This window comes from Pontibacter vulgaris, from assembly GCF_022758145.1.
GTDB lineage: Bacteria > Bacteroidota > Bacteroidia > Cytophagales > Hymenobacteraceae > Pontibacter > Pontibacter vulgaris.
The window spans coordinates 401,783-420,715 of record NZ_JAJVDH010000002.1; the positions used below are offsets into that span (position 1 = coordinate 401,783).

At 45.1% G+C, this 18,933-nt stretch carries 16 protein-coding genes; 5 read left to right on the plus strand and 11 right to left on the minus strand.

Features of this window, described 5'->3' with window-relative positions; all coding sequences use genetic code 11:
• Positions 1-27: 27 nt before the first annotated feature.
• From LWP20_RS02795 to LWP20_RS02805, 3 genes are read right to left on the minus strand one after another with little or no spacing between them, the layout of a single operon-like run.
• Positions 28-600: an FKBP-type peptidyl-prolyl cis-trans isomerase gene (locus LWP20_RS02795; RefSeq protein ID WP_242926587.1), complete on the minus strand. Its 573-nt coding sequence runs from the start codon at positions 598-600 to the stop codon at positions 28-30.
• A gap of 32 nt (positions 601-632) precedes the next feature.
• Positions 633-1,592, minus strand: a complete 960-nt coding sequence (locus LWP20_RS02800; RefSeq protein ID WP_242926588.1) for an FKBP-type peptidyl-prolyl cis-trans isomerase — start codon at positions 1,590-1,592, stop codon at positions 633-635.
• A gap of 26 nt (positions 1,593-1,618) precedes the next feature.
• Positions 1,619-2,638 (minus strand): DHH family phosphoesterase, encoded by a 1,020-nt coding sequence (locus tag LWP20_RS02805; RefSeq protein ID WP_242926589.1) that lies wholly within the window; start codon positions 2,636-2,638, stop codon positions 1,619-1,621.
• A gap of 241 nt (positions 2,639-2,879) precedes the next feature.
• Here LWP20_RS02805 and LWP20_RS02810 point away from each other — a divergent pair, with 241 nt between their 5' ends.
• Positions 2,880-3,299 (plus strand): nucleoside-diphosphate kinase, encoded by a 420-nt coding sequence (locus tag LWP20_RS02810; RefSeq protein ID WP_242926590.1) that lies wholly within the window; start codon positions 2,880-2,882, stop codon positions 3,297-3,299.
• Between the two features lie 77 nt (positions 3,300-3,376).
• On the opposite strand, the gene LWP20_RS02815 is transcribed toward LWP20_RS02810, so the two are convergent.
• Positions 3,377-3,682, minus strand: coding sequence for a LysM peptidoglycan-binding domain-containing protein (locus LWP20_RS02815; RefSeq protein WP_242926591.1), 306 nt, complete (start codon positions 3,680-3,682; stop codon positions 3,377-3,379).
• Positions 3,683-3,904: 222 nt separating this feature from the next.
• On the opposite strand from LWP20_RS02815, the gene LWP20_RS02820 reads away from it, so the two are divergent.
• Complete coding sequence (locus LWP20_RS02820; protein ID WP_242926592.1) at positions 3,905-4,324, plus strand: lipocalin family protein; 420 nt, start codon at positions 3,905-3,907, stop codon at positions 4,322-4,324.
• A gap of 62 nt (positions 4,325-4,386) precedes the next feature.
• On the opposite strand, the gene LWP20_RS02825 is transcribed toward LWP20_RS02820, so the two are convergent.
• From LWP20_RS02825 to dxs, 3 genes are all read right to left on the minus strand, one after another.
• Positions 4,387-5,565 (minus strand): MFS transporter, encoded by a 1,179-nt coding sequence (locus tag LWP20_RS02825; protein ID WP_242926593.1) that lies wholly within the window; start codon positions 5,563-5,565, stop codon positions 4,387-4,389.
• 156 nt (positions 5,566-5,721) lie between these two features.
• Positions 5,722-6,498 carry an alpha/beta fold hydrolase gene (locus LWP20_RS02830; RefSeq protein WP_242926594.1) on the minus strand — a complete coding sequence of 259 codons (777 nt, stop codon included), beginning with the start codon at positions 6,496-6,498 and terminating at the stop codon, positions 5,722-5,724.
• 440 nt (positions 6,499-6,938) lie between these two features.
• Positions 6,939-8,855 carry a 1-deoxy-D-xylulose-5-phosphate synthase gene (gene dxs, locus LWP20_RS02835; RefSeq protein WP_242926595.1) on the minus strand — a complete coding sequence of 639 codons (1,917 nt, stop codon included), beginning with the start codon at positions 8,853-8,855 and terminating at the stop codon, positions 6,939-6,941.
• 394 nt (positions 8,856-9,249) lie between these two features.
• On the opposite strand from dxs, the gene LWP20_RS02840 reads away from it, so the two are divergent.
• Both LWP20_RS02840 and LWP20_RS02845 read left to right on the plus strand, forming a co-directional pair.
• Positions 9,250-10,020 (plus strand): segregation and condensation protein A, encoded by a 771-nt coding sequence (locus tag LWP20_RS02840; protein ID WP_242926596.1) that lies wholly within the window; start codon positions 9,250-9,252, stop codon positions 10,018-10,020.
• Between the two features lie 199 nt (positions 10,021-10,219).
• The gene (locus LWP20_RS02845) at positions 10,220-11,362 is read left to right on the plus strand and encodes an FAD-dependent monooxygenase (protein ID WP_242926597.1); all 1,143 of its coding nucleotides are present in this window, start codon (positions 10,220-10,222) and stop codon (positions 11,360-11,362) included.
• Positions 11,363-11,418: 56 nt separating this feature from the next.
• Here LWP20_RS02845 and LWP20_RS02850 read toward each other — a convergent pair whose 3' ends face one another.
• From LWP20_RS02850 to LWP20_RS02860, 3 genes are all read right to left on the minus strand, one after another.
• Complete coding sequence (locus tag LWP20_RS02850; RefSeq protein ID WP_242926598.1) at positions 11,419-12,111, minus strand: SH3 domain-containing protein; 693 nt, start codon at positions 12,109-12,111, stop codon at positions 11,419-11,421.
• A gap of 85 nt (positions 12,112-12,196) precedes the next feature.
• A complete protein-coding gene (locus LWP20_RS02855; protein ID WP_242926599.1) occupies positions 12,197-12,826 on the minus strand; it encodes a hypothetical protein in 630 nt (209 codons plus the stop codon).
• Positions 12,827-13,251: 425 nt separating this feature from the next.
• Positions 13,252-14,241 carry an aspartate-semialdehyde dehydrogenase gene (locus tag LWP20_RS02860; protein WP_242926600.1) on the minus strand — a complete coding sequence of 330 codons (990 nt, stop codon included), beginning with the start codon at positions 14,239-14,241 and terminating at the stop codon, positions 13,252-13,254.
• 247 nt (positions 14,242-14,488) lie between these two features.
• Here LWP20_RS02860 and LWP20_RS02865 point away from each other — a divergent pair, with 247 nt between their 5' ends.
• A complete protein-coding gene (locus LWP20_RS02865; protein ID WP_242926601.1) occupies positions 14,489-17,068 on the plus strand; it encodes a lamin tail domain-containing protein in 2,580 nt (859 codons plus the stop codon).
• Positions 17,069-17,232: 164 nt separating this feature from the next.
• Here LWP20_RS02865 and LWP20_RS02870 read toward each other — a convergent pair whose 3' ends face one another.
• Positions 17,233-18,924 carry an IPT/TIG domain-containing protein gene (locus LWP20_RS02870; protein WP_242926602.1) on the minus strand — a complete coding sequence of 564 codons (1,692 nt, stop codon included), beginning with the start codon at positions 18,922-18,924 and terminating at the stop codon, positions 17,233-17,235.
• Positions 18,925-18,933: the final 9 nt, after the last annotated feature.

Here is an 18,933-nt window from a genome sequence, read left to right on the forward strand (position 1 = left end):
TCTGCATTAGTTAAGAGTAAGCTCCTGTTAAAGTATTTTAACTACTTTAATATCGAACACAAGTATCTCGTTCGGACCGATAGCGCTATTACCACATGGGCCATAAGCCAGGTAAGACGGAATGTAGAATCTTGTTTCCTCGCCAACCTTCATAAGCGGCAGCGCTTCTTCCCAACCGGCTATAACCTGGCGGGCTCCAACTGTAAAAGTAAAAGGCGACTGTCTGGAGTAAGACTCATCAAATGTACAGGTAGACGGGAGGCCAGCGCATAAATGCTTGCCTATATAATGTACCTGCACCGTTTTGCCGGTAGTTACCTGAGCACCCGTGCCTGCCGTAATCGGAAGATAATGTATACCTGAAGCTGTTTCCTTCATTTGAGTGGTATCTACATTATTCTCGCGCAAGAACTTTTTAATGGCTTTAACATCCAGCACTTTCTGGGCCTGCTTTTCGGTTTCAGATGGCAGACAAGGAGACTTGAAATAGTCATCGTCGCCGCCACAGGCAGTAAGCGAACAGGCTAATGCTAAGAAAAAGAACACATTTAAAAGTGTGTTGCGTTTTGCTGCGCTTTGGATAAAGGTTAGTAAGCTCATAGTACTGGCTGGTAATGTAACAGCTACTTTAATTAGTTTTTAATATCAACAAGCTCCACGTCGAAACGCAGGATAGAGTTAGCCGGCATTTCTTTGCCACGTGCCTGCTCGCCGTAAGCCAGCGGAGAAGGTACTAAAAGTATAGCTTTGCTGCCTTTTTTCAGTTGGGCAATACCTTCGTCCCAGCCTTTAATTACCTGGCCCTGACCCAGCGGGAACTGGAACGGCTGGCCACCTGACATTGGGTTGTTGTAAGAAGAATCAAATTCCTTACCATCAAGGAAAGTGCCTTTGTAGTGTACAGAAACCATATCGCCGGCTTTAGCCTGTGCGCCTTTGCCTTGTTCTGTTACCACATAGTAAACGCCTGATGGAGTTTTCTGTACATTCTGCAGGTTGTTTTTCTTGATATACTCCTGAATCTTGGCATCATCAACTTTGATCTGCTTTTCAGCACGTACAGCAGCTTCTTTCATCTGCGTTTCCATCATTTTCTGCTGGTCAGCAATAGCAGCCTCTTTCGACTGAATTTTCTCAGCTTTGATAAAGAAAGTAAGGTGTGAACCAGGCTTGATGAACGGAGGCATTGGCTGGCCGAAAGTTTTAGCGAAAAGTGAATCAGCGTTGATCTTGAACACACCGCTATCGCCAGGAGAAAGCATGGTTAGTGCTTCTTCCAGAGAGCCTTTAAATGTTGGCTCCATCACCGGGATCATAATTGGCTGGTGCTGGTCGCGTGAGTTAAAAAGAACTGAATCTTCGGCGTTGCGGTAAGACATGTGCATGGTTACCACCTGTCCGATTTTAGCACCGGAAGAATCGCCAACAGCAACTTCACCTTTAGGCTCATACTTGCCGTCTTTATCCTGCGAATAGATCTTATAAGTTAAGCCATTCGCGTTAGTAATAAATTCATCTTTTTTGCCGCAGCTCTGCAGCATAAGGGCACCAGCTAGTACTGGCAACAGTAGTTTAGTTGTTTTAGATAACATGGATTGTAGGTTGATGTAATAATTCGTTAGTTGATTGAGTTGGCAAGCTGCTCCTTATATTGGGGCAACAGGCTTTCAAATTTAGCTACGGTAGCCTCCAGCGTGTCGGTAGACATGCCGCCGGCTGCGTTGCGGTGACCGCCGCCGTTAAAGTGCGCACGGGCAAACTCATTTACAGAGAAATTGCCTACCGAGCGGAAAGACATTTTAACAGCCTGCGTACGGTCTATGATAACAGCTGCAAACACAATACCTTCAATAGAAAGCGCAAAGTTTACAAGGCCTTCGGTATCGCCGGTTTTAGAGTTATAAGCCTTCAGCTCATCAGCCGAAATGGCCATATAAGCAGTTTTATACTCTGGCAAAACTACCAGTTTATCTTTTAAGGCAAAACCCAGAAAGCGCAGGCGCAGCTCCGATGAGCTATCGTATATCAGGCGGTGGATGTTAGAAGTATTAACCCCGATGTGCAGCAGATCGGCAATAATCAGGTGCACATTTTTAGAGGTGCTTGGGTGTCGGAACGAGCCTGTATCGGTCATGATGCCAGCATACAGGCACTCGCCAATGTTGGTATCTATCAGGTCGGCGTCGCCCATTGCCTTTATCAGGTCATAAACAAGCTCGGCAGTGGCAGCGGCATTGGTATTGGCATAATCCAGGTCGGCAAAATCTTCGGGCTGCAGGTGGTGGTCTATCAGTACCTTGGTGCCTTTTGCATTCCGGATATAATCGCCCATCTCGTTTATGCGCGACAGGTTGTTAAAATCGAGGCAAAAAATAACCTGCGACTCGTTTACGATGCGCTGCACCAGCTCATCGTTTTTTTCAGAATATACCAGCACATCATCGTTGCCGGGCATCCATTCTAAAAAGTTAGGGTAATCTGAAGGCGTAATAACGGTAACCCGGTGGCCTTTCTTTTTAAGATAACCTGCCAAACCCAAAGAAGATCCCAGTGCATCGGCATCCGGTTTGTGATGTGTGGTGATCATCACCTCTTTAGGTTCTTTTAAAAGCTCTTTCAGAGCGTTGATATCATGCATACTGCCAGAATAAATCCTCTGATTAATAAGGATATAAGGCGCGAATTTCTGAAGAAATAACTTCTAAAACAATAAAATCGGGGCTAAGCAGCATTAGTTAATGCCAGTGCAGGGAGGCAAAAAGTATAAATGATACAGGTAGTTTGTAAAAGTATAGTTAAAAAGTATGCTTTTAATCCGGCGAAATGCCCTAATTTTGCAGCTTCAAAAAAGAACAATAACCTATAACATTAAAAGAGACATGGCCGGAAACATCACATTCACAATGATTAAGCCTGATGCAGTAGCTGATAACCACATTGGCGGCATTACAAAGATGATCGAGGAAGGCGGCTTCCGTATTGTGGCAATGAAAAAGACAAGACTGACGGAAGAGCGTGCCGGTAAATTTTACGAAGTACACAAAGAGCGTCCTTTCTACGGCGACCTTGTTAAGTATATGTCATCTGGCCCGATTGTGGCGATGATTCTTGAAAAAGAAAATGCAGTAGAAGATTTCCGTAAACTGATTGGTGCTACTAACCCGGCTCAGGCGGAAGAAGGTACTATCCGTAAGGTTTATGCTAAGTCTATCGAAGCTAACGCAGTACACGGTTCTGATTCTGATGAGAATGCGCAGATTGAAGGTGACTTCTATTTTTCTGCTGACGAGCGTTTCTAAGCAGTATAAAGTATAATTAACGAAAAAGCCCCGGCTCTGTGAAGAGCCGGGGCTTTTGTTTTTAGCACGTTTCAGAACTATGTTCTTGGTATTACAAAGCGCTGGCCTGGCTTAATCAGGTCAGGGTTGTCGCCTATAGTTTGCTTGTTTGCTTCGTATATCTTTTTCCAGGCATTGGCATCACCATAATGCTTCTTGGCAATCTTAGACAGCGAGTCGCCGCTTTGTACAGTATAAGTATCCTGGTTAACGGCTTGTTGCTGGCTTTGCTGGTTAAAGATAGAGCCGGAAGTAGAACCTCCAGGAGGAGTAGGTTTTATTTGATCGGCCGGCTTTTTAGCTGGCTCTTCATGTCCTTTTTTAAAAAAATCACGCAATCCCATAGCTTATATTGTTTAATAGTACGTCGGTTTAATGCAGCCTCTGGCAGTTGCCTGCTGCTTAAATAAATACGCCTTATTGCCTAGTTAGTTGTATAAATGCACCGGCAGCTATAATGCTGTAAGCAAACTAACTAATTACATGTTTTGGCCGTAAGCAGACCAAACCAACCTGGGATTTGGGGTTGGTTTTAAAGCGCATGTACAACTATAAACTATGGAATTATGAACATCGAATTGAAAAAGACATTACGTGGCTGGCAGGCAATCTTAACTTTAATGCTGGTGTTTGTGCTGGCAAGCTGCGGAGGTAAAGAGAGCGAAGGCAATCAGAGTATGATCTCTGGTGGCAGCAGCAAAACCTGGAAATCCAGCAAAGAGCTAACTGCATCTGGCGAAAAAGATAAACTATCGAGTGAAGAGAAGCAGGAAACCATGCAGTTTTACTCTGATGGCCGCTTTGCACTTGGCGGCGGCGATGCTCTGCAAACAGGTACATGGTCTTACGATCAGGCTGCCAAAAAATTATCGTTAACTTTTGAAGGCCAGGATGTAGCTGAAACCTTTGATGTAACATCGCTATCTGAAAAGGAAATGCACCTGAAAGCCGCAGATGGTTCTGAGATGCATATGAAAGCTGAATAAACTGTAAAAGAAAGCTTATAAAGTATAAAAGCCGGCCTGTAAGCCGGCTTTTATACTTTATGTTATTTCGCGATGAGTTTGCGGAGCGCAAGAAGCCCAAGTACAGGCCCGGGCACCAGGAAAACAAACAAGTATGGCGAAGGAAGTATACTTTGCAGATACCCCATAAACTGTATGCTGACAATGGTAATAGCAAAACCAATGGACGTGACAACGGTAAGCGCTGTGCCTACAAGCTGGGTTGGTGCTGTACGGGCCGTTAGCGCCGAAAATTGAGGCGAATCGCCGGCCACTACTATGCCCCAGAAAATAAGAAAGTATAAAACAGTATTGCCCTGTAACTGCAGCACCCACACCGATAATAAGCAACATACACCTGAGAACAATAACTGGAGAAAAGCAACTTTGCTACTGCCCAACCTTTGCGAAAGATAGCCGCCACCAACGCAACCAACAGCACCTGCAGCAATTACGGCAAAAGCTCTGATGGAAACTTGGGCAGCTGTAAGATCAGGGTAAACAAATGAAAGTATAAAAGGAACAAAGGCCCATAAAGTATAAAGCTCCCACATGTGTCCGAAATAACCGAATGCAGCTGCTCTGAAATCTTTTGCTTTAAAAACATGCAATATGTTCCGGGCATCAAACCTGGCGCCTTTACCTGAAAAAGGACCATCCGGTACAAGTGTATACATTACCACACCACCCAAAGCTGCCAGTGCACTTATACTTAGCAACATAGTTTGCCAGGGTAACGCAGCTCCTAAACCGCGTAATAAGTGCGGAAAAGCCGTGCCAAGTACCAGCGCTCCCACCAGGTAACCAATTGCTTTGCCCAAGTTGCCGCTATACCAGCTGGCTGCTATTTTCATACCCACCGGGTAAATGCCGGCAAGTAAAAAGCCAGTTATGGCCCGCAGCGCTAATACTCCGGTTATACTTTCGGCCACAAACAAAACCAGGGCATTTGCTATGGCACCAGCCAGCGCACAAACCAAAAAAAGCATCCTCGGCGAAAACCTGTCGGCTAGTGATAGAAAGGCAAAACATAAAGTGCCAAGTATAAAGCCTAACTGTACTGCCGAGGTAAGCAAACCCAACGCCTCACTCTGTAGCCGCAACGATTGTTGCAGTTCTGGCAACACAGCATTGCCGGCAAACCACAAGGCCGTGCCCGCAAACTGAGAGAACACAATGGCAGGCAAAATACGGGAAGGTGGCTCGGGTATACTGTGCTGCATAAAGTAGAAGTATAAACTACGAAGATAGAAGAAAAGCTATGAATGCAGTAAAGGTTAAATGGCTAAAAGTATACAGCCCCATCTAGTGCAGATTAGGCTGTTTTTATAGTTGATTTGCTGCCTGATTATATACTTCTGCTTTCCTGTACTGCAGTCTTACCCATAAATGGTTTCTGCAAATTTTTCGAGGGCTTTGCGTGTTTCGTAGGTGCGCTCAAACATGCCCATGTGGCCGGTTTTACCCAGGAAATTAACCATGCTGTTGTTAGGTAAGTGGCATTGTTCTAATGCTTTGTCAAGGGGTACGGCATTATCTTCTTTCCCGAAAATAAACAGAACCGGGCATTTTAACTTTTTCAGCACATCGGTTCTGTCTGCTCTGTCGCGCATGGCAGCAAAGCCCCCGGTTACGCTTTCTTCGGGGGCTTTGCTGCCAATTTTCTTCATGAGTGCGATCTCGCTACGCAGCCTGTCGCGGTTGCCGCTGTAAAAAAGAGGCTCTATAAACGACTGCATAAATTTCGCTACGCCATGTTTCTTTACAAACTCAATAGATTTGTTGCGGTTCTCTTTTTTCTCTTCCGTATCGGGTAGGGCAGAGGAGTGGAACATACAAAGGCCGCTGAGCATATTGCCATACTTTTCGGCAAAGGCCATACTTACATAGCCGCCCATTGAGTGCCCTACAAGTATAAGTTTCTTTACTCCCAAGGTATCAATCTGCTGCTTCACATACTCGGCCATACTTTCCATACTATAATTTGCAACTTCAGCGGTGTTATCGCCAAAGCCGGGCAAGTCGAGGGCTATAGTTCTGAACTTTTTTTGTAGCGGTTTTATGAATTCTGTCCATACTTCTTTGCTCTCAGCAAAGCCATGCAGAAAAACAATTGCCTCGCCGGTTCCGGCATCAGTGTAGGTGGAGTGTGGCATAGTATATAGTTTGTCTCTATAATTGGTAAAGATAGTAAATACGGGATATCTGAAGTGCCGGGTCAAACCACCCCTGCCCCTCCTTATCCAAGGAGGGGAGTTCTTACTCAATTCTTTGAATGCCATTCATAATATGAAGCTATAAGGATAAATTTCAACTTAAAATAATCATACTATAGGGATTTTATCTAGCTGTTACATTGATTGCATTTACACCTGAAATAGTAAGGAAGAAATTCCCCTCCTTGGATAAGGAGGGGCAGTTTGACCACGTAAACTATAAAACTATAGCAACAACTATAGCATTAGAAGACAAAGCTCCCTCTCCTGTTTTTAGGAGAGGGTTGGGGTGAGGTAATTCAGACAAATAAAAAGCCCTGCAAGTAAAATACCTGCAGGGCTTATATTTAGTATCTAAGATCTAAGTACTAATGTCTGAATTATACTTTAACAGCTACCCCAATCATTTCACGAACGGTGCGCTCGATGTCTTCCGGGGCAAAGCCAGCTTCGCGGTGCAGTTCCAGTTGCGAGCCGTGCTCATAGATCACATCAGCCATACCCAGGCGTTTAACCTGAGAAGTATAACCATTGTCAACCATAAACTCCAGCACAGCACTACCGAAACCACCCTGCAGGCAACCATCTTCTACGGTAATTACTTTATCATACTTTGCAAAGATGTGGTGCAGTAGCTCAGCATCCAGCGGCTTGGCGTAGCGCATGTCGTAATGACCTGGTGTGATGCCATCAAGTGCAAGTTTTTTGCAAACGTCTACGGCATAGTTACCAATGTGGCCAAAAGTAAGTATGGCTACTTCTTCGCCTTCCTGTATGGTGCGGCCTTTACCAACCTGTTGCAATTCAAGCGGCGTGCGCCAGTTCGGCATAACACCTTCACCACGCGGGTAACGGATCGTGAACGGACCCATATTATCCTGCGAGGCAGTATACATCATGTTGCGCAGTTCCTGCTCGTTCATAGGGGCAGCTACCACCATGTTCGGTATGCAGCGCATGTAAGCAATGTCGTAAGCGCCATGGTGTGTAGGGCCATCGGCACCAGCAAATCCAGCTCTGTCTAAACAGAAAACAACGTTAAGGTTCTGCAGACATACATCATGTACTACCTGATCGTAGCCGCGCTGCATAAACGTACTGTAAATATTGCAGAACGGGATTAAGCCCTGGGTAGCTAAACCGGCAGAAAATGTTACCGCATGCTGTTCGGCAATACCCACGTCAAATGCACGGTCCGGCATGGCAGCCATCATAATATTAAGCGAGCAACCAGAAGGCATGGCAGGCGTAACCCCCATGATCTTTGGATTTTTCTCAGCAAGCTCAACTATAGTATGGCCAAACACATCCTGGTACTTAGGCGGCTGCGGCTTTTCCGGAACAGTTTTATAGATCTCACCGGTAATCTTATCGAACAAACCTGGCGCGTGCCATTTGGTCTGATCTTTTTCGGCAAGGGCAAAGCCTTTCCCTTTTGTAGTTACACAATGCAGAATTTTCGGGCCCGGGATATGTTTCAGATCTTCCATTACCGATACCAGATGATTAATATCATGACCATCAATAGGGCCGAAGTAGCGGAATTTCAGGCTCTCGAACAGGTTGCTCTGCTTAAGTAAGGTAGCCTTTACACCACTCTCAATTTTAGAAGCAATCTGCTGTGCATTCGGGCCAAACTTACTGATCTTGCCCAGTACATTCCAGATCTCGTCGCGCACTTTGTTGTAAGTGCGGGAAGTGGTAATATCGGTTAAATATTCTTTCAGAGCACCCACGTTCGGGTCTATGCTCATGCAGTTATCGTTAAGCACCACCAGCAGGTTGGCATTGGCAACACCGGCGTGGTTCAGCGCCTCGAAAGCCATGCCACCCGTCATGGCGCCATCGCCTATAACGGCTATGTGCTGGCGCTTGTCTTCGTGTTTATACTGGGAGGCAACAGCCATACCCAGCGCCGCCGAAATAGACGTGCTCGAGTGGCCTACGCCAAAAGTATCATACTCGCTTTCTTTACGCTTCGGGAAACCAGACAGCCCGCCATACTTGCGGTTTGTATGGAAATTATCGCGGCGGCCGGTTAATATTTTATGCCCGTATGCCTGGTGGCCTACATCCCAAACCAGCTGGTCGTAAGGAGTATTAAACACATAATGCAGTGCGGTAGTTAACTCTACTACGCCAAGGCTTGCACCAAAATGCCCGCCATGTATCGACACCACATCAATAATATATTGTCTCAGCTCCTGGCATACCTGCAACAACTGCTCCGGCTTAAGCTTCCGCAGGTCTTCAGGTGTGTTGATGGAGGCAAGCAGCTCCCCGGGTTTGATGATCATAGAATTGTCTTTATAGACCTCTAACAAAAATAAATCGCAATAGTTTGCAAAGTGTATACTTTGTATCTATCGGACAAAACGTAAAGTTAGTAAAATTAAAAAACACAGGAAGCTTTTACATTACTTTAGCAACCAGTAGCTAAACGCAGGCACCGTAAGTATAAGTATAGCGTAATCTCTATGTATTTTGTTATCTTTTTTTGTAATTGCTTGAATTTCAGTTTTATCAGGCGTTGATGGTGAGTGTATGATGCTTATACTTGCACTAGGAAGAAGTAGTTATGAACCTTGTACCAGCAGATAGCAGTTGTTGTAAAAGTGGCTTGCTGCCTATCTGCCAAAAATGATTACTTTTGCACACAGCGCTGCAGCGCGCCTTTAAAGCATTGTACAGGTGAGTTTTGAAATAAAATTATCGTTGTTCGAAGGTCCTTTCGATCTGCTGCTCTTCTTCATAGAGCGCGACGAGCTGGACATCCATGATATTCCGATCTTCCAGATCACGAATGAGTTTATGGATTACATACGCCAGTTGGAGCAGCTGAACATAGAAGTGGCCAGCGACTTTATACTTACGGCTGCCACTTTAATGCGCATAAAGGCTAAAATGCTGTTGCCCCGCACCGAGAAAGACGAACAAGGCAACGAGATTGACCCGCGACAGGAGCTGGTCCAGCATCTGCTGGAATACAAAAAGTATAAAACTGCCACGCCTATACTTTCCGAAATGGAGGATATGCGCCTTGCCCAGGAAAACCGCGGTAACATACACGAAGAACTGCAGCAGATTGCCAACGCCAACCACTTTGAGTATGAGCTTCAGGACCTGAGCCTGTATAAGCTGATGCGTGTGTTTGATAAAGTGATGACGCGCTTTGAGGAAGAGCAAAACCGACCGAAGCATACCATCATTCAGTACCCTTATACGATAGAAGATCAGCGCGATTACATTCTGAAAGAGATCCAGGCAAAATCAAAAATGAGTTTCTCCGAGATCATTTCAGCCTTCCCCGATAAGATCGGTATGATCTTTAACTTCCTGGCTATACTTGATATGCTGCAGCTAAACCTGATTGGAGTGGAAGTTGGCGATGGCTTTAATGATTTTACTATTACCATTGCCGATGGCGATGCTACGCAGGTAACGCAACTGTTCGTCGAATAAGGACTGGTTTCAGGAACTGATAAGGCTTTATACTTTCAAAGTTGATATCCTTCCGACCTCCGAGCGTTTGCAAAACCTCGGAGCGTCTATGCCAATGCCTTCGCTTCGGACGCTACTAGGTTTAAACCATTCTCAATTATTATACTTCACCATTCATCATTCCCGGCGTACCTTTGCAGCAGAAGTATAAAGTATAGGTATGAAAGTTATAGTTATAGGTGGTGGAATAGGAGGTCTTTGTGCAGCCATTGCACTGCAGAAACAAGGTGTAGAAACTATAGTTTACGAGGCGGCACCCGAACTTAAACCGGTAGGAGCCGGCGTTGGGTTGGCAGCAAATGCCATACAAGGCCTTGCAAGATTAGGCGTTGCTGATGCCGTAATTGCCCGGGGCAAAGAACTGGAAGCCCTCACCATATTCGACGAGCATAATAACATCATCACTAACCAGGATACAAGACCACTCAGCCGGAAATATGGCATCAGTAACTTTGTAATTCACCGCGCTGACCTGCACGATGTGCTGGCTCAGAACCTGAAACCCGGCACTTTATACCTGAACAAACGCTGCCAAAGTATAGATCAGAAAAACGATAAAGTACATGTATACTTTACAGATGGAACTGATGCTACTGCCGATCTGCTGATTGCCGCCGATGGAATAAACTCTGTAGTAAGGCAGCAGTTGTTGCCGGAGAGCAAACCACGCTACGCCGGTTATACTTGCTGGCGTGGTGTTATCGAAAATCCGGGAGTTAAGCTGAATACCATGATCTCTGCCGAAACCTGGGCGCCACAGGGCAGGGTTGGAATGGCGCCGTTGCCGGGTAAAAGAATTTACTGGTATGCCTGCATTAATGCACCGGAGCAGGACGAGCGCATGCGCCAAATGACTCCTGAACAATTAGCCGGGCATTTTACCGGAGTGCATGAACCCGTGCAAGCTGTGTTAGCCGCTACCAAGCCTAACCAAATGATATGGGGAGATATAGCCGACCTGAAACCGCTGGATAAGTTTGTATATAACCGCATCGTTTTACTGGGTGATGCGGCGCATGCTACTACACCCAACATGGGGCAAGGTGCCTGCCAGGCAATTGAAGATGCCGTAGTGCTGGGGCAGTGCCTGGAGCAGGAGACAAGTATAGCCAAAGCCTTAGCCAACTACGAAAAACGCAGGCTAGTCCGCACAGCAAAAGTTATTCGTATGTCCCGGATGCTGGGCTGGGTGTCGCAGTGGGAAAACCCGTTGTTGATCGGGCTACGAAATGCTGTTTTCAGAGCTACGCCGGCTTTTGTAACGCAGCGGCAGATGGAGGATCTGTATAAGGTAGACTTTTAAGCTATCAGGGCCTGATTTAATAAGATAATCAGGATTTATACTTTGTACTAATTAGTTTAGGTGCAGCTATAAAAGGTAAGTATAGCTCCTTTATCTGCTTTCTTAATTTTTACCTCCTGTACAGCATCGGCACCTATCATTATCCGGTTTATAAGCCAGTACACTTCATTGAATGTGAGCTTGAAGGTATAGGTAAAATCGTGGCAGTCGTCAGAGAAAGTATATTCCTCCACTAATCCTTTGGGATAAGTTTTGATGATGGTTTCATACTTTATAGTATGGCCTTGTACAACCTCGCTTTTAGGAATAGTTTTCGTGGCTGGTTTGCCAAATGTAGCAGCATAGTAGGCCTCTTCATCATGATTACCCAACTCCAGTCCTTTATACTTAGATAGCATCCCATCAAATACATAACCTATTATAGTACCTGCCTTCACTTTAACCCAATGCCCCTGCAAGCTTAAAAAACCTTCGTTGAAATCAGGTACAGTTATTTGCAATGGCTGGGCATCAAGTGTGTCCGTCACAACAATTATAACAGTGTTATACTTTAACTTAGCCAGCACAGGTGCCTGTAAAGACGGTTCGGTTCTGATGTTAGCTCCAGTGGTTGGAGCTACAAACAGTTTATCGCTTGGTTGGTAGCTTTCTGCTGCAAAAGTAAGTTGCGGCAGAAAGCCGATAAAAAGGAAGAGAAGCGAAGCAATCATTTGGGATACTGCTATCAGATAGGGCTTAGAGGACTGCATAGAGGTGAAAAGGTTAAGGATAACTTTTGGGTGTACTGTTTTGTATCAAACAGTGGGTACAATCTCAAAGCCCGCCTTGGCAAGTTTATTCAACTACGCCGCTAAATTTTCCATTTTTAATCTTGTAAACTTCCCAGTATTCTCCTGTCGGATCGTACCAGCCGTAGGCTGTACCGGCAAAATTGATTGTGAGAACATTTTGCTCATGATTATTAACCAAGGCCTTTTCTACATTAATCCTGAAGTTATCATTGATGACATCATTAAAAATAACGTTCGTGTTGTTAACCAATACCCTTGCCCCATCAAAATCACTATAAAAGTTGTCCGCCTCAAGCTTTGCCGAAGTATACTTCCATCTTCTGTTCCAGTGAAGCGAATCCTGATCCTGTAATATCAGTAATCCGGGATTTGTCTCATTTTTATAAAAATGCAACCCTAATTGAAGCGTATCCCCATTTTCCAGTTCCACATCAAAGGTAATTCCGCGCGACAACTGTATTTCCCCATTCCCCATTAATTGCCACCCAGACTCTGCATGTGAAATGGTAGCCTGCTTTGCAGAAGTGGAGTAGTTTTTTGTTGAATTTGTACGTTCTATTTCAAACGAAATATCTCCATTGTCTTCTAAAGTAGGGCTTACTTCGTTTTCATTGCACCCGGATAGCCCAATGATGGTCAATAAGATTACGAGTAGTCTGTGTAGGATTCTCATATATAAGGCTTTATCTTATGTATACTTGAACATTCTACTTGCTATGATCCATAATATGCCTCTGTAGTTGCATGCTTACTTTTAACAGTAGCTAACAAATACTGTCAGGTGGAATCAAAAGCCTTACAAGAATTATTTTAAACTTTTTTGTGATTAAATATCAGGGTAATTTTTATATAGTATAAACTCTATATAAAAAATTTATCCCGAAACAAAAGAGCTGCCCTGTTCTCCAGGTCAGCTCATTACTTACTCATTTTAACAACGAGCTACAGATTTCCTAATCCGCGTACACCACCGCTAAATAAAAAACGGGGACTAAGAAGTCCCCGTCAGATAGTTTCCGGACTGGGAAGTCCGGAAGAGCAAATTTTACTATTTATCAGTCTTTTGTCCTTTGTCTAAAAAACTTTTGTCAAAGAAAACTACACCAGCGCGTGCTTCACCAGATATTCCGCGATCTGTACAGCATTGGTAGCAGCGCCTTTGCGCAGGTTATCCGCCACGATCCACATGTTCAGGGTGCGTGGCTGGGTTTCGTCCAGGCGTACACGGCCTACGAGTACTTCGTCTTTGCCGTGCGCGTCCTTCGGCATCGGGTACTGCAGGTTTTTCACGTCGTCTACCACTTTCACGCCTTCGGTTTCGCCAAGCAAGCGGTATACTTCATCTAAGGTAAAATCCTTCTCAAACTCCACATTCACCGACTCCGAGTGGCCACCCATTACCGGAATACGCACCGCTGTAGCGGTTACCCGGATAGAGTCGTCGCCCATGATCTTCTTGGTTTCGAGGGTCATCTTCATCTCCTCCTTGGTATAGCCGTTGTCTTGGAACACATCAATGTGCGGCAGCACGTTCAGGTCGATAGTATAAGGGTAAGCTTTCTCGCCTTCTTTGCCGGTACGCTCGTTCATCAGTTGTTCTACAGCCTTTACGCCCGTACCTGTTACTGATTGGTAGGTACTTACAACTATACGCTTTGCCTTTAGCTCTTCGTGCAGCTTGTTCAGGGCCACCACCATTTGTATGGTAGAGCAGTTTGGGTTAGCGATGATCTTATCTTCTTTGGTCAGTTCTTTGGCATTTATTTCCGGCACTACCAGCTTTTTGGTAGGGTCCATGCGCCACGCCGATGAGTTATCAACTACAACAGTACCAACTGCGGCAAACTTTGGAGCCCACTCTGTAGAAGTGCTTCCGCCGGCAGAGAATATGGCAATTTGTGGGGCAGCCGCAATCGCGTCCTGCATCCCGATAACCTTTATCTGTTTACCCTTAAACTCCATCTGTTTACCAACAGACTTCTCAGAAGCAACCAACATCAACTCTGTTACCGGGAAGTTACGCTCCGCCAGTACTTTCAAAATTTCGCCGCCTACCAATCCGGTGGCGCCTACTACTGCTACTTTCATTTAAGGTATTTATTTAATGTGCTAATTTGCTAATGTATTAATCGTTAGTCGTTTATTGCTGATTGTTATTTCTGCATGCTCTAACTCTTCGACTCTCTAACTAACGCCACGGCCTCGCGTAAAAGTTCTCAATTTTACCAGGGTTGTTGCAGTTGCTCCAGACCTGGCAGCGTGCCAAGCTTCTGCAAGCGTCTTCATCATGCAAGAGCGGCTGCGAAGTTCGTAAGTTTTCAGCACAAATGTATACATGAAACAAACTTTACTGGCTATACTTCTGCTACTTCCATTCTGGGCTTACAGTCAGCTGCAGGATACTTTCTCTGATGGTAATTATACCCAAAACCCAACCTGGACCGGTGATGCAGGCAGTTTTATAGTTAATACCGGCAAACAGCTTCAAAGCAATGGCCCTGCTGTTACAGGCACAACTTTATACTTAGCTATACCATCGCAGGCTGTAGTGGGTACCACCTGGGAGTTTTGGGCAAACCTGAAACTGGCAACCTCTTCCACTAACTACACCGATATTTACCTGATCTCTGATAAGGAAAATCTGAAAGCAACAGACGTAAACGGGTACTTCGTTCGCATCGGCAACACCGCCGACGAAGTAAGCCTATACCGAAAAGATGCCGGTAAAACAGCTGTTATACTTATAAACGGGCAGGACAAAACTGTTGCTACCAGTAATAACGTGATGCGTGTGCGGGTAACCCGAAGTATAAACTATGAGTGGGACCTAAGTATAGATGTAACCGGCACTGGCCAAAGCTACACCAGTCAGGGCAGAGTAACCGATGCAACGCATAAAAGCTCCGCTTACTTTGGGGTGCTGCTCAAGTATACTTCGGCCAACAGTAAAAATTTCTATTTCGATGATTTTAAGATTACCGATACGCAGCCACCTGCACTGGAAGAACTGCAGACTATAACGCCACAGGAACTTATACTTAGGTTTAATGAACCACTGCAACCGCAACAGGCACAAACCATAGATAACTATACTTTAAACGGAAGTATAAAACCAACTATAGCCGGACTACAAAACCCAACTACAGTGCGGTTGGTATTCAGCCAGAATTTCCGGAGTGGTAATAACACGCTAAGTATAGCCAACCTGCAGGATCTGTTTGGTAACAGTTTGAGAAGTCAGATAACGCGTAGTTTTTCCTTTATACCGCCTGCTGTAACACCCAACTATAATGAGCTGCTGATTACCGAAATTATGGCCGACGAAACACCTGCCGTTAGCCTGCCTGAACAAGAATATTTCGAACTCTATAACACAACTGATAAGGTGCTTTCGTTGAGAGGACTCAGGCTGTCAGATGCTACTTCATCCACCACGTTACCGGATATGCAGCTTTTGCCTGGCGAATATGCCATGGTTGTTCCCAATACACAGGTGGCTAATTTTACACAGTTTGGTAAGATTATCGGTATCAGCAACTTTCCGGGGCTTAACAACTCAGGTGAGCTATTGCAACTCCGCAGGCCTGATGGCAAACTTCTTTATGCGGTAAACTATAGCGACAGTTGGTATAAAGATGCTGCCAAACGTGAAGGCGGCTGGAGCCTGGAGATGATAGACGTAACCAACCCCTGTGCCGGCGCGGAAAACTGGACTGCATCAGTAAATCCCAAAGGCGGTACGCCGGCCCAAGCAAATTCCGTAGCCGCAACTATACCTGATAACACATCGCCAACTATTCTCGATGCCACAGCTATTTCGCCAACACAGGTACATATCCGCTTTACCGAACGGCTGGATAGCACCCGGGCAGCAACTATAGCAAACTATAATATCAGCCCAACTTTACCAATTATCAATGCACAGGTGCAAGGGCCGTTATTTACAGAAGTTATACTTACACTTGCCTCACCGCTGCAGGAGCGGCAGCTTTATACGTTAACCGCCAGTAGTATAACTGACTGTTCCGGAAACCTTAGCCAGACTTTAACCACAACTTTTGCGCTGCCCTCGGCCCCCGAGCCTGGCGATGTAGTTATTAATGAAATACTGTTTAACCCGCGGCCTAACGGGGTAGACTTTGTGGAACTGGTAAACCGAAGTGCGAAATATATCGACTTGAAAAACTGGCAACTGGCCAACACCAGCGGCGATACCATCAGCAACATCAAACCGATAACTACAACCAACTATGTGCTGGCGCCCGGTCAATTTGCAGTGGTAACATCCAACCCCGAAAACATTAAAACAAACTATCCGGCTGCCAACGACAAAGCATTTCTTAAAATGGCCAGTTTGCCCAGCTACCCCGACGATGCCGGAACTATAGTTGTGCTGCAGCCGGATGGAAAAGTAGCAGATCGGTTCAGCTATACTTCGGAGATGCATTTTGCTTTACTGGATGATGTGAATGGCGTGTCGTTTGAGCGAATCAGGTTGGATGGTGAAAGTATAGCCAGCAACTTCCATTCGGCGGCTACAACTATAAACGCCACGCCGGGCTATAGAAATTCGCAGGCACAGGATGGGGTAGCAACGGAGCAGGTATTTAAAATAGAACCGCAGGTATTCTCGCCAGATGGCGACGGATTTGAAGACTTTACAACTATAAACTATAACACCAGCCAAATGGGGTTTGTAACAAACATTACAATTTTTGATTCTCAGGGCCGTGAAGTAAGGAAATTAATACGAAACGAATTGCTGGCAACTAATGGCTTTTTCAGTTGGGATGGTTTAAGGCAGGATGGCTCTAAAGCTGCCATTGGTTACTACATTTTCTACATCGAGCTGTTTGGCCTGAATGGCGAGAAAAGCGTGCATAAAGAGAAAGTTGTTGTGGGAGGGAGGTTGTAACATTTGCACCTTGAGAAATGCTAATTAATTTAGAACGTAAGCCAAAAATGTTAGCAACTTGCGTTATCAACATGAGTTTTCCACATTTTGGTGGATAAAGTGTGTAAAATAAAAACGGCCGCTTATACAAGAGGCCGTTTTTAAAATAGAAATGTTATCTGGTGTTAATTTGTAACTACAAAGTTATCCGGGCTGATAAGGGTCTGGCCGTTGTGGATCACATGTATCTTCATGGAACCAGTGATGTTAGAAGGTACTACTGCCTGTATGGTATATTCTGTAACACTTAATACAGTGGTAGAAACGGTTCCGAATTTCACAGCTGTCCAGGACTTGCTAGGCGTAAACCCGGAGGTAGTAATTGTTACCACGGAACCTGGTACGCCAGAGGCCGGTGAAAAAGAGGTGATAGATGGAGCCAGAACTGTAAACTCATCTTGTGCCTCCACCAACTGATTACCATGCTTTACAGCTATTTTGACCTTACCTGCCTCAAGGCCTGACGGAACGTTAACCCGAAGCGAGGATGCTGTTACGCTATGAGCGTTTATAGCTACTGATCCAAAATAAACGGTATAGTACTGATTCGGCAAGAATCTGCCATTGATTACTACCTCTTTGCCAATGCCACCCGAAGTAGGCGAGAACCCGGTAATTACAGGAGAGAGAACCTTGTACTGCTCGGGTGCATTTACTGTATGGGGCCCTGCTGTAACCCGTACATCATAACTGCCAGCAGGCAGGTCATACGGTACCGTAACAGTAAGTTGCCCTGTCGATACCACCGAAACATTAGCAGGCACCTCGCCAAGCTTTACAGTTATATTGCTGTTATAGTAATAAGAACTGTTAAGCGGAAAGTTGCCAAAAACAGAGAAGGAACTTCCTGTTAAGCCAGTCGCAGGTGATATAGATGAAACCGTATGCGGAGTTACAACAAATTCACCGGGCAAAATAGTGGTCACGCCATCAATTAACACTGATATGGATACTTTATCGCTGGCTAAAGTATAAGGCACCTGAACCTGGATGCCAGTGGGGCTATAGCTGGTAACAGAAACCTCCGTCTGGTTCATAAACACCCTGGCAACGCTGTAGTAGTAATAAGAAGAGGGCAGATTTTCTCCGGTAATTGTAACCACAGTGCCGATTTGTCCGGTTTTAGGTGCAAAATCCTTAACTGTTGAGATTACCTTAAAATTAGATGAAACTGTATATTCCTGGCCTGCCATCAAGAGCTTAACCGGTACCTGGTTGTAACTGTAATAGCTGTTTATATTAATGCCGGTTGGTACCTCTGCTATAACTTTAGAAGGCGAAACCTCTATTATTTTGGCCGAAGTGCTGCCAAAACGAACCTCCACCTCTTCCTTGTTATTGGTAAAGAAGTTCCCGGAAATAGTTACTCTATCACCCGCTTTGCCACTGCTGGGCGATATACCCTGCACGTTAGGCGATGGCATTACCACAGTGGAAATCTGGCCAAATACTGTTCCTTTTTCATTAGTCAGGTAAGCTCTGGCGTAAAGGGTTCGATCATAGTAGTATCCAGACAAGTTTAAGCCTGTTATATTATGCGTGTATTCACCTGTCTGTGCATCTTTTCCCAAAGAAGCTTTCGTTCCTCTGGTTTCACTCAAGTCAGCGTTAAAGCCATATACAAACCCATAATCAAGAACCTTAAAATCACCTTTATTAAGGATGAGACCCTTTAGTTTCACACTTGTTGGTGATAGTGCTGTTATTTCTGCTGTCTGTACTTCTGGGTGCGATACCTCGTCTTCCTTGCAGGCCTGTAGTAATAAGACGAAGAACAAGGCAAACAGGAAGGGATGTATTAGTTGGTGTAAACGCATAGCCTTATT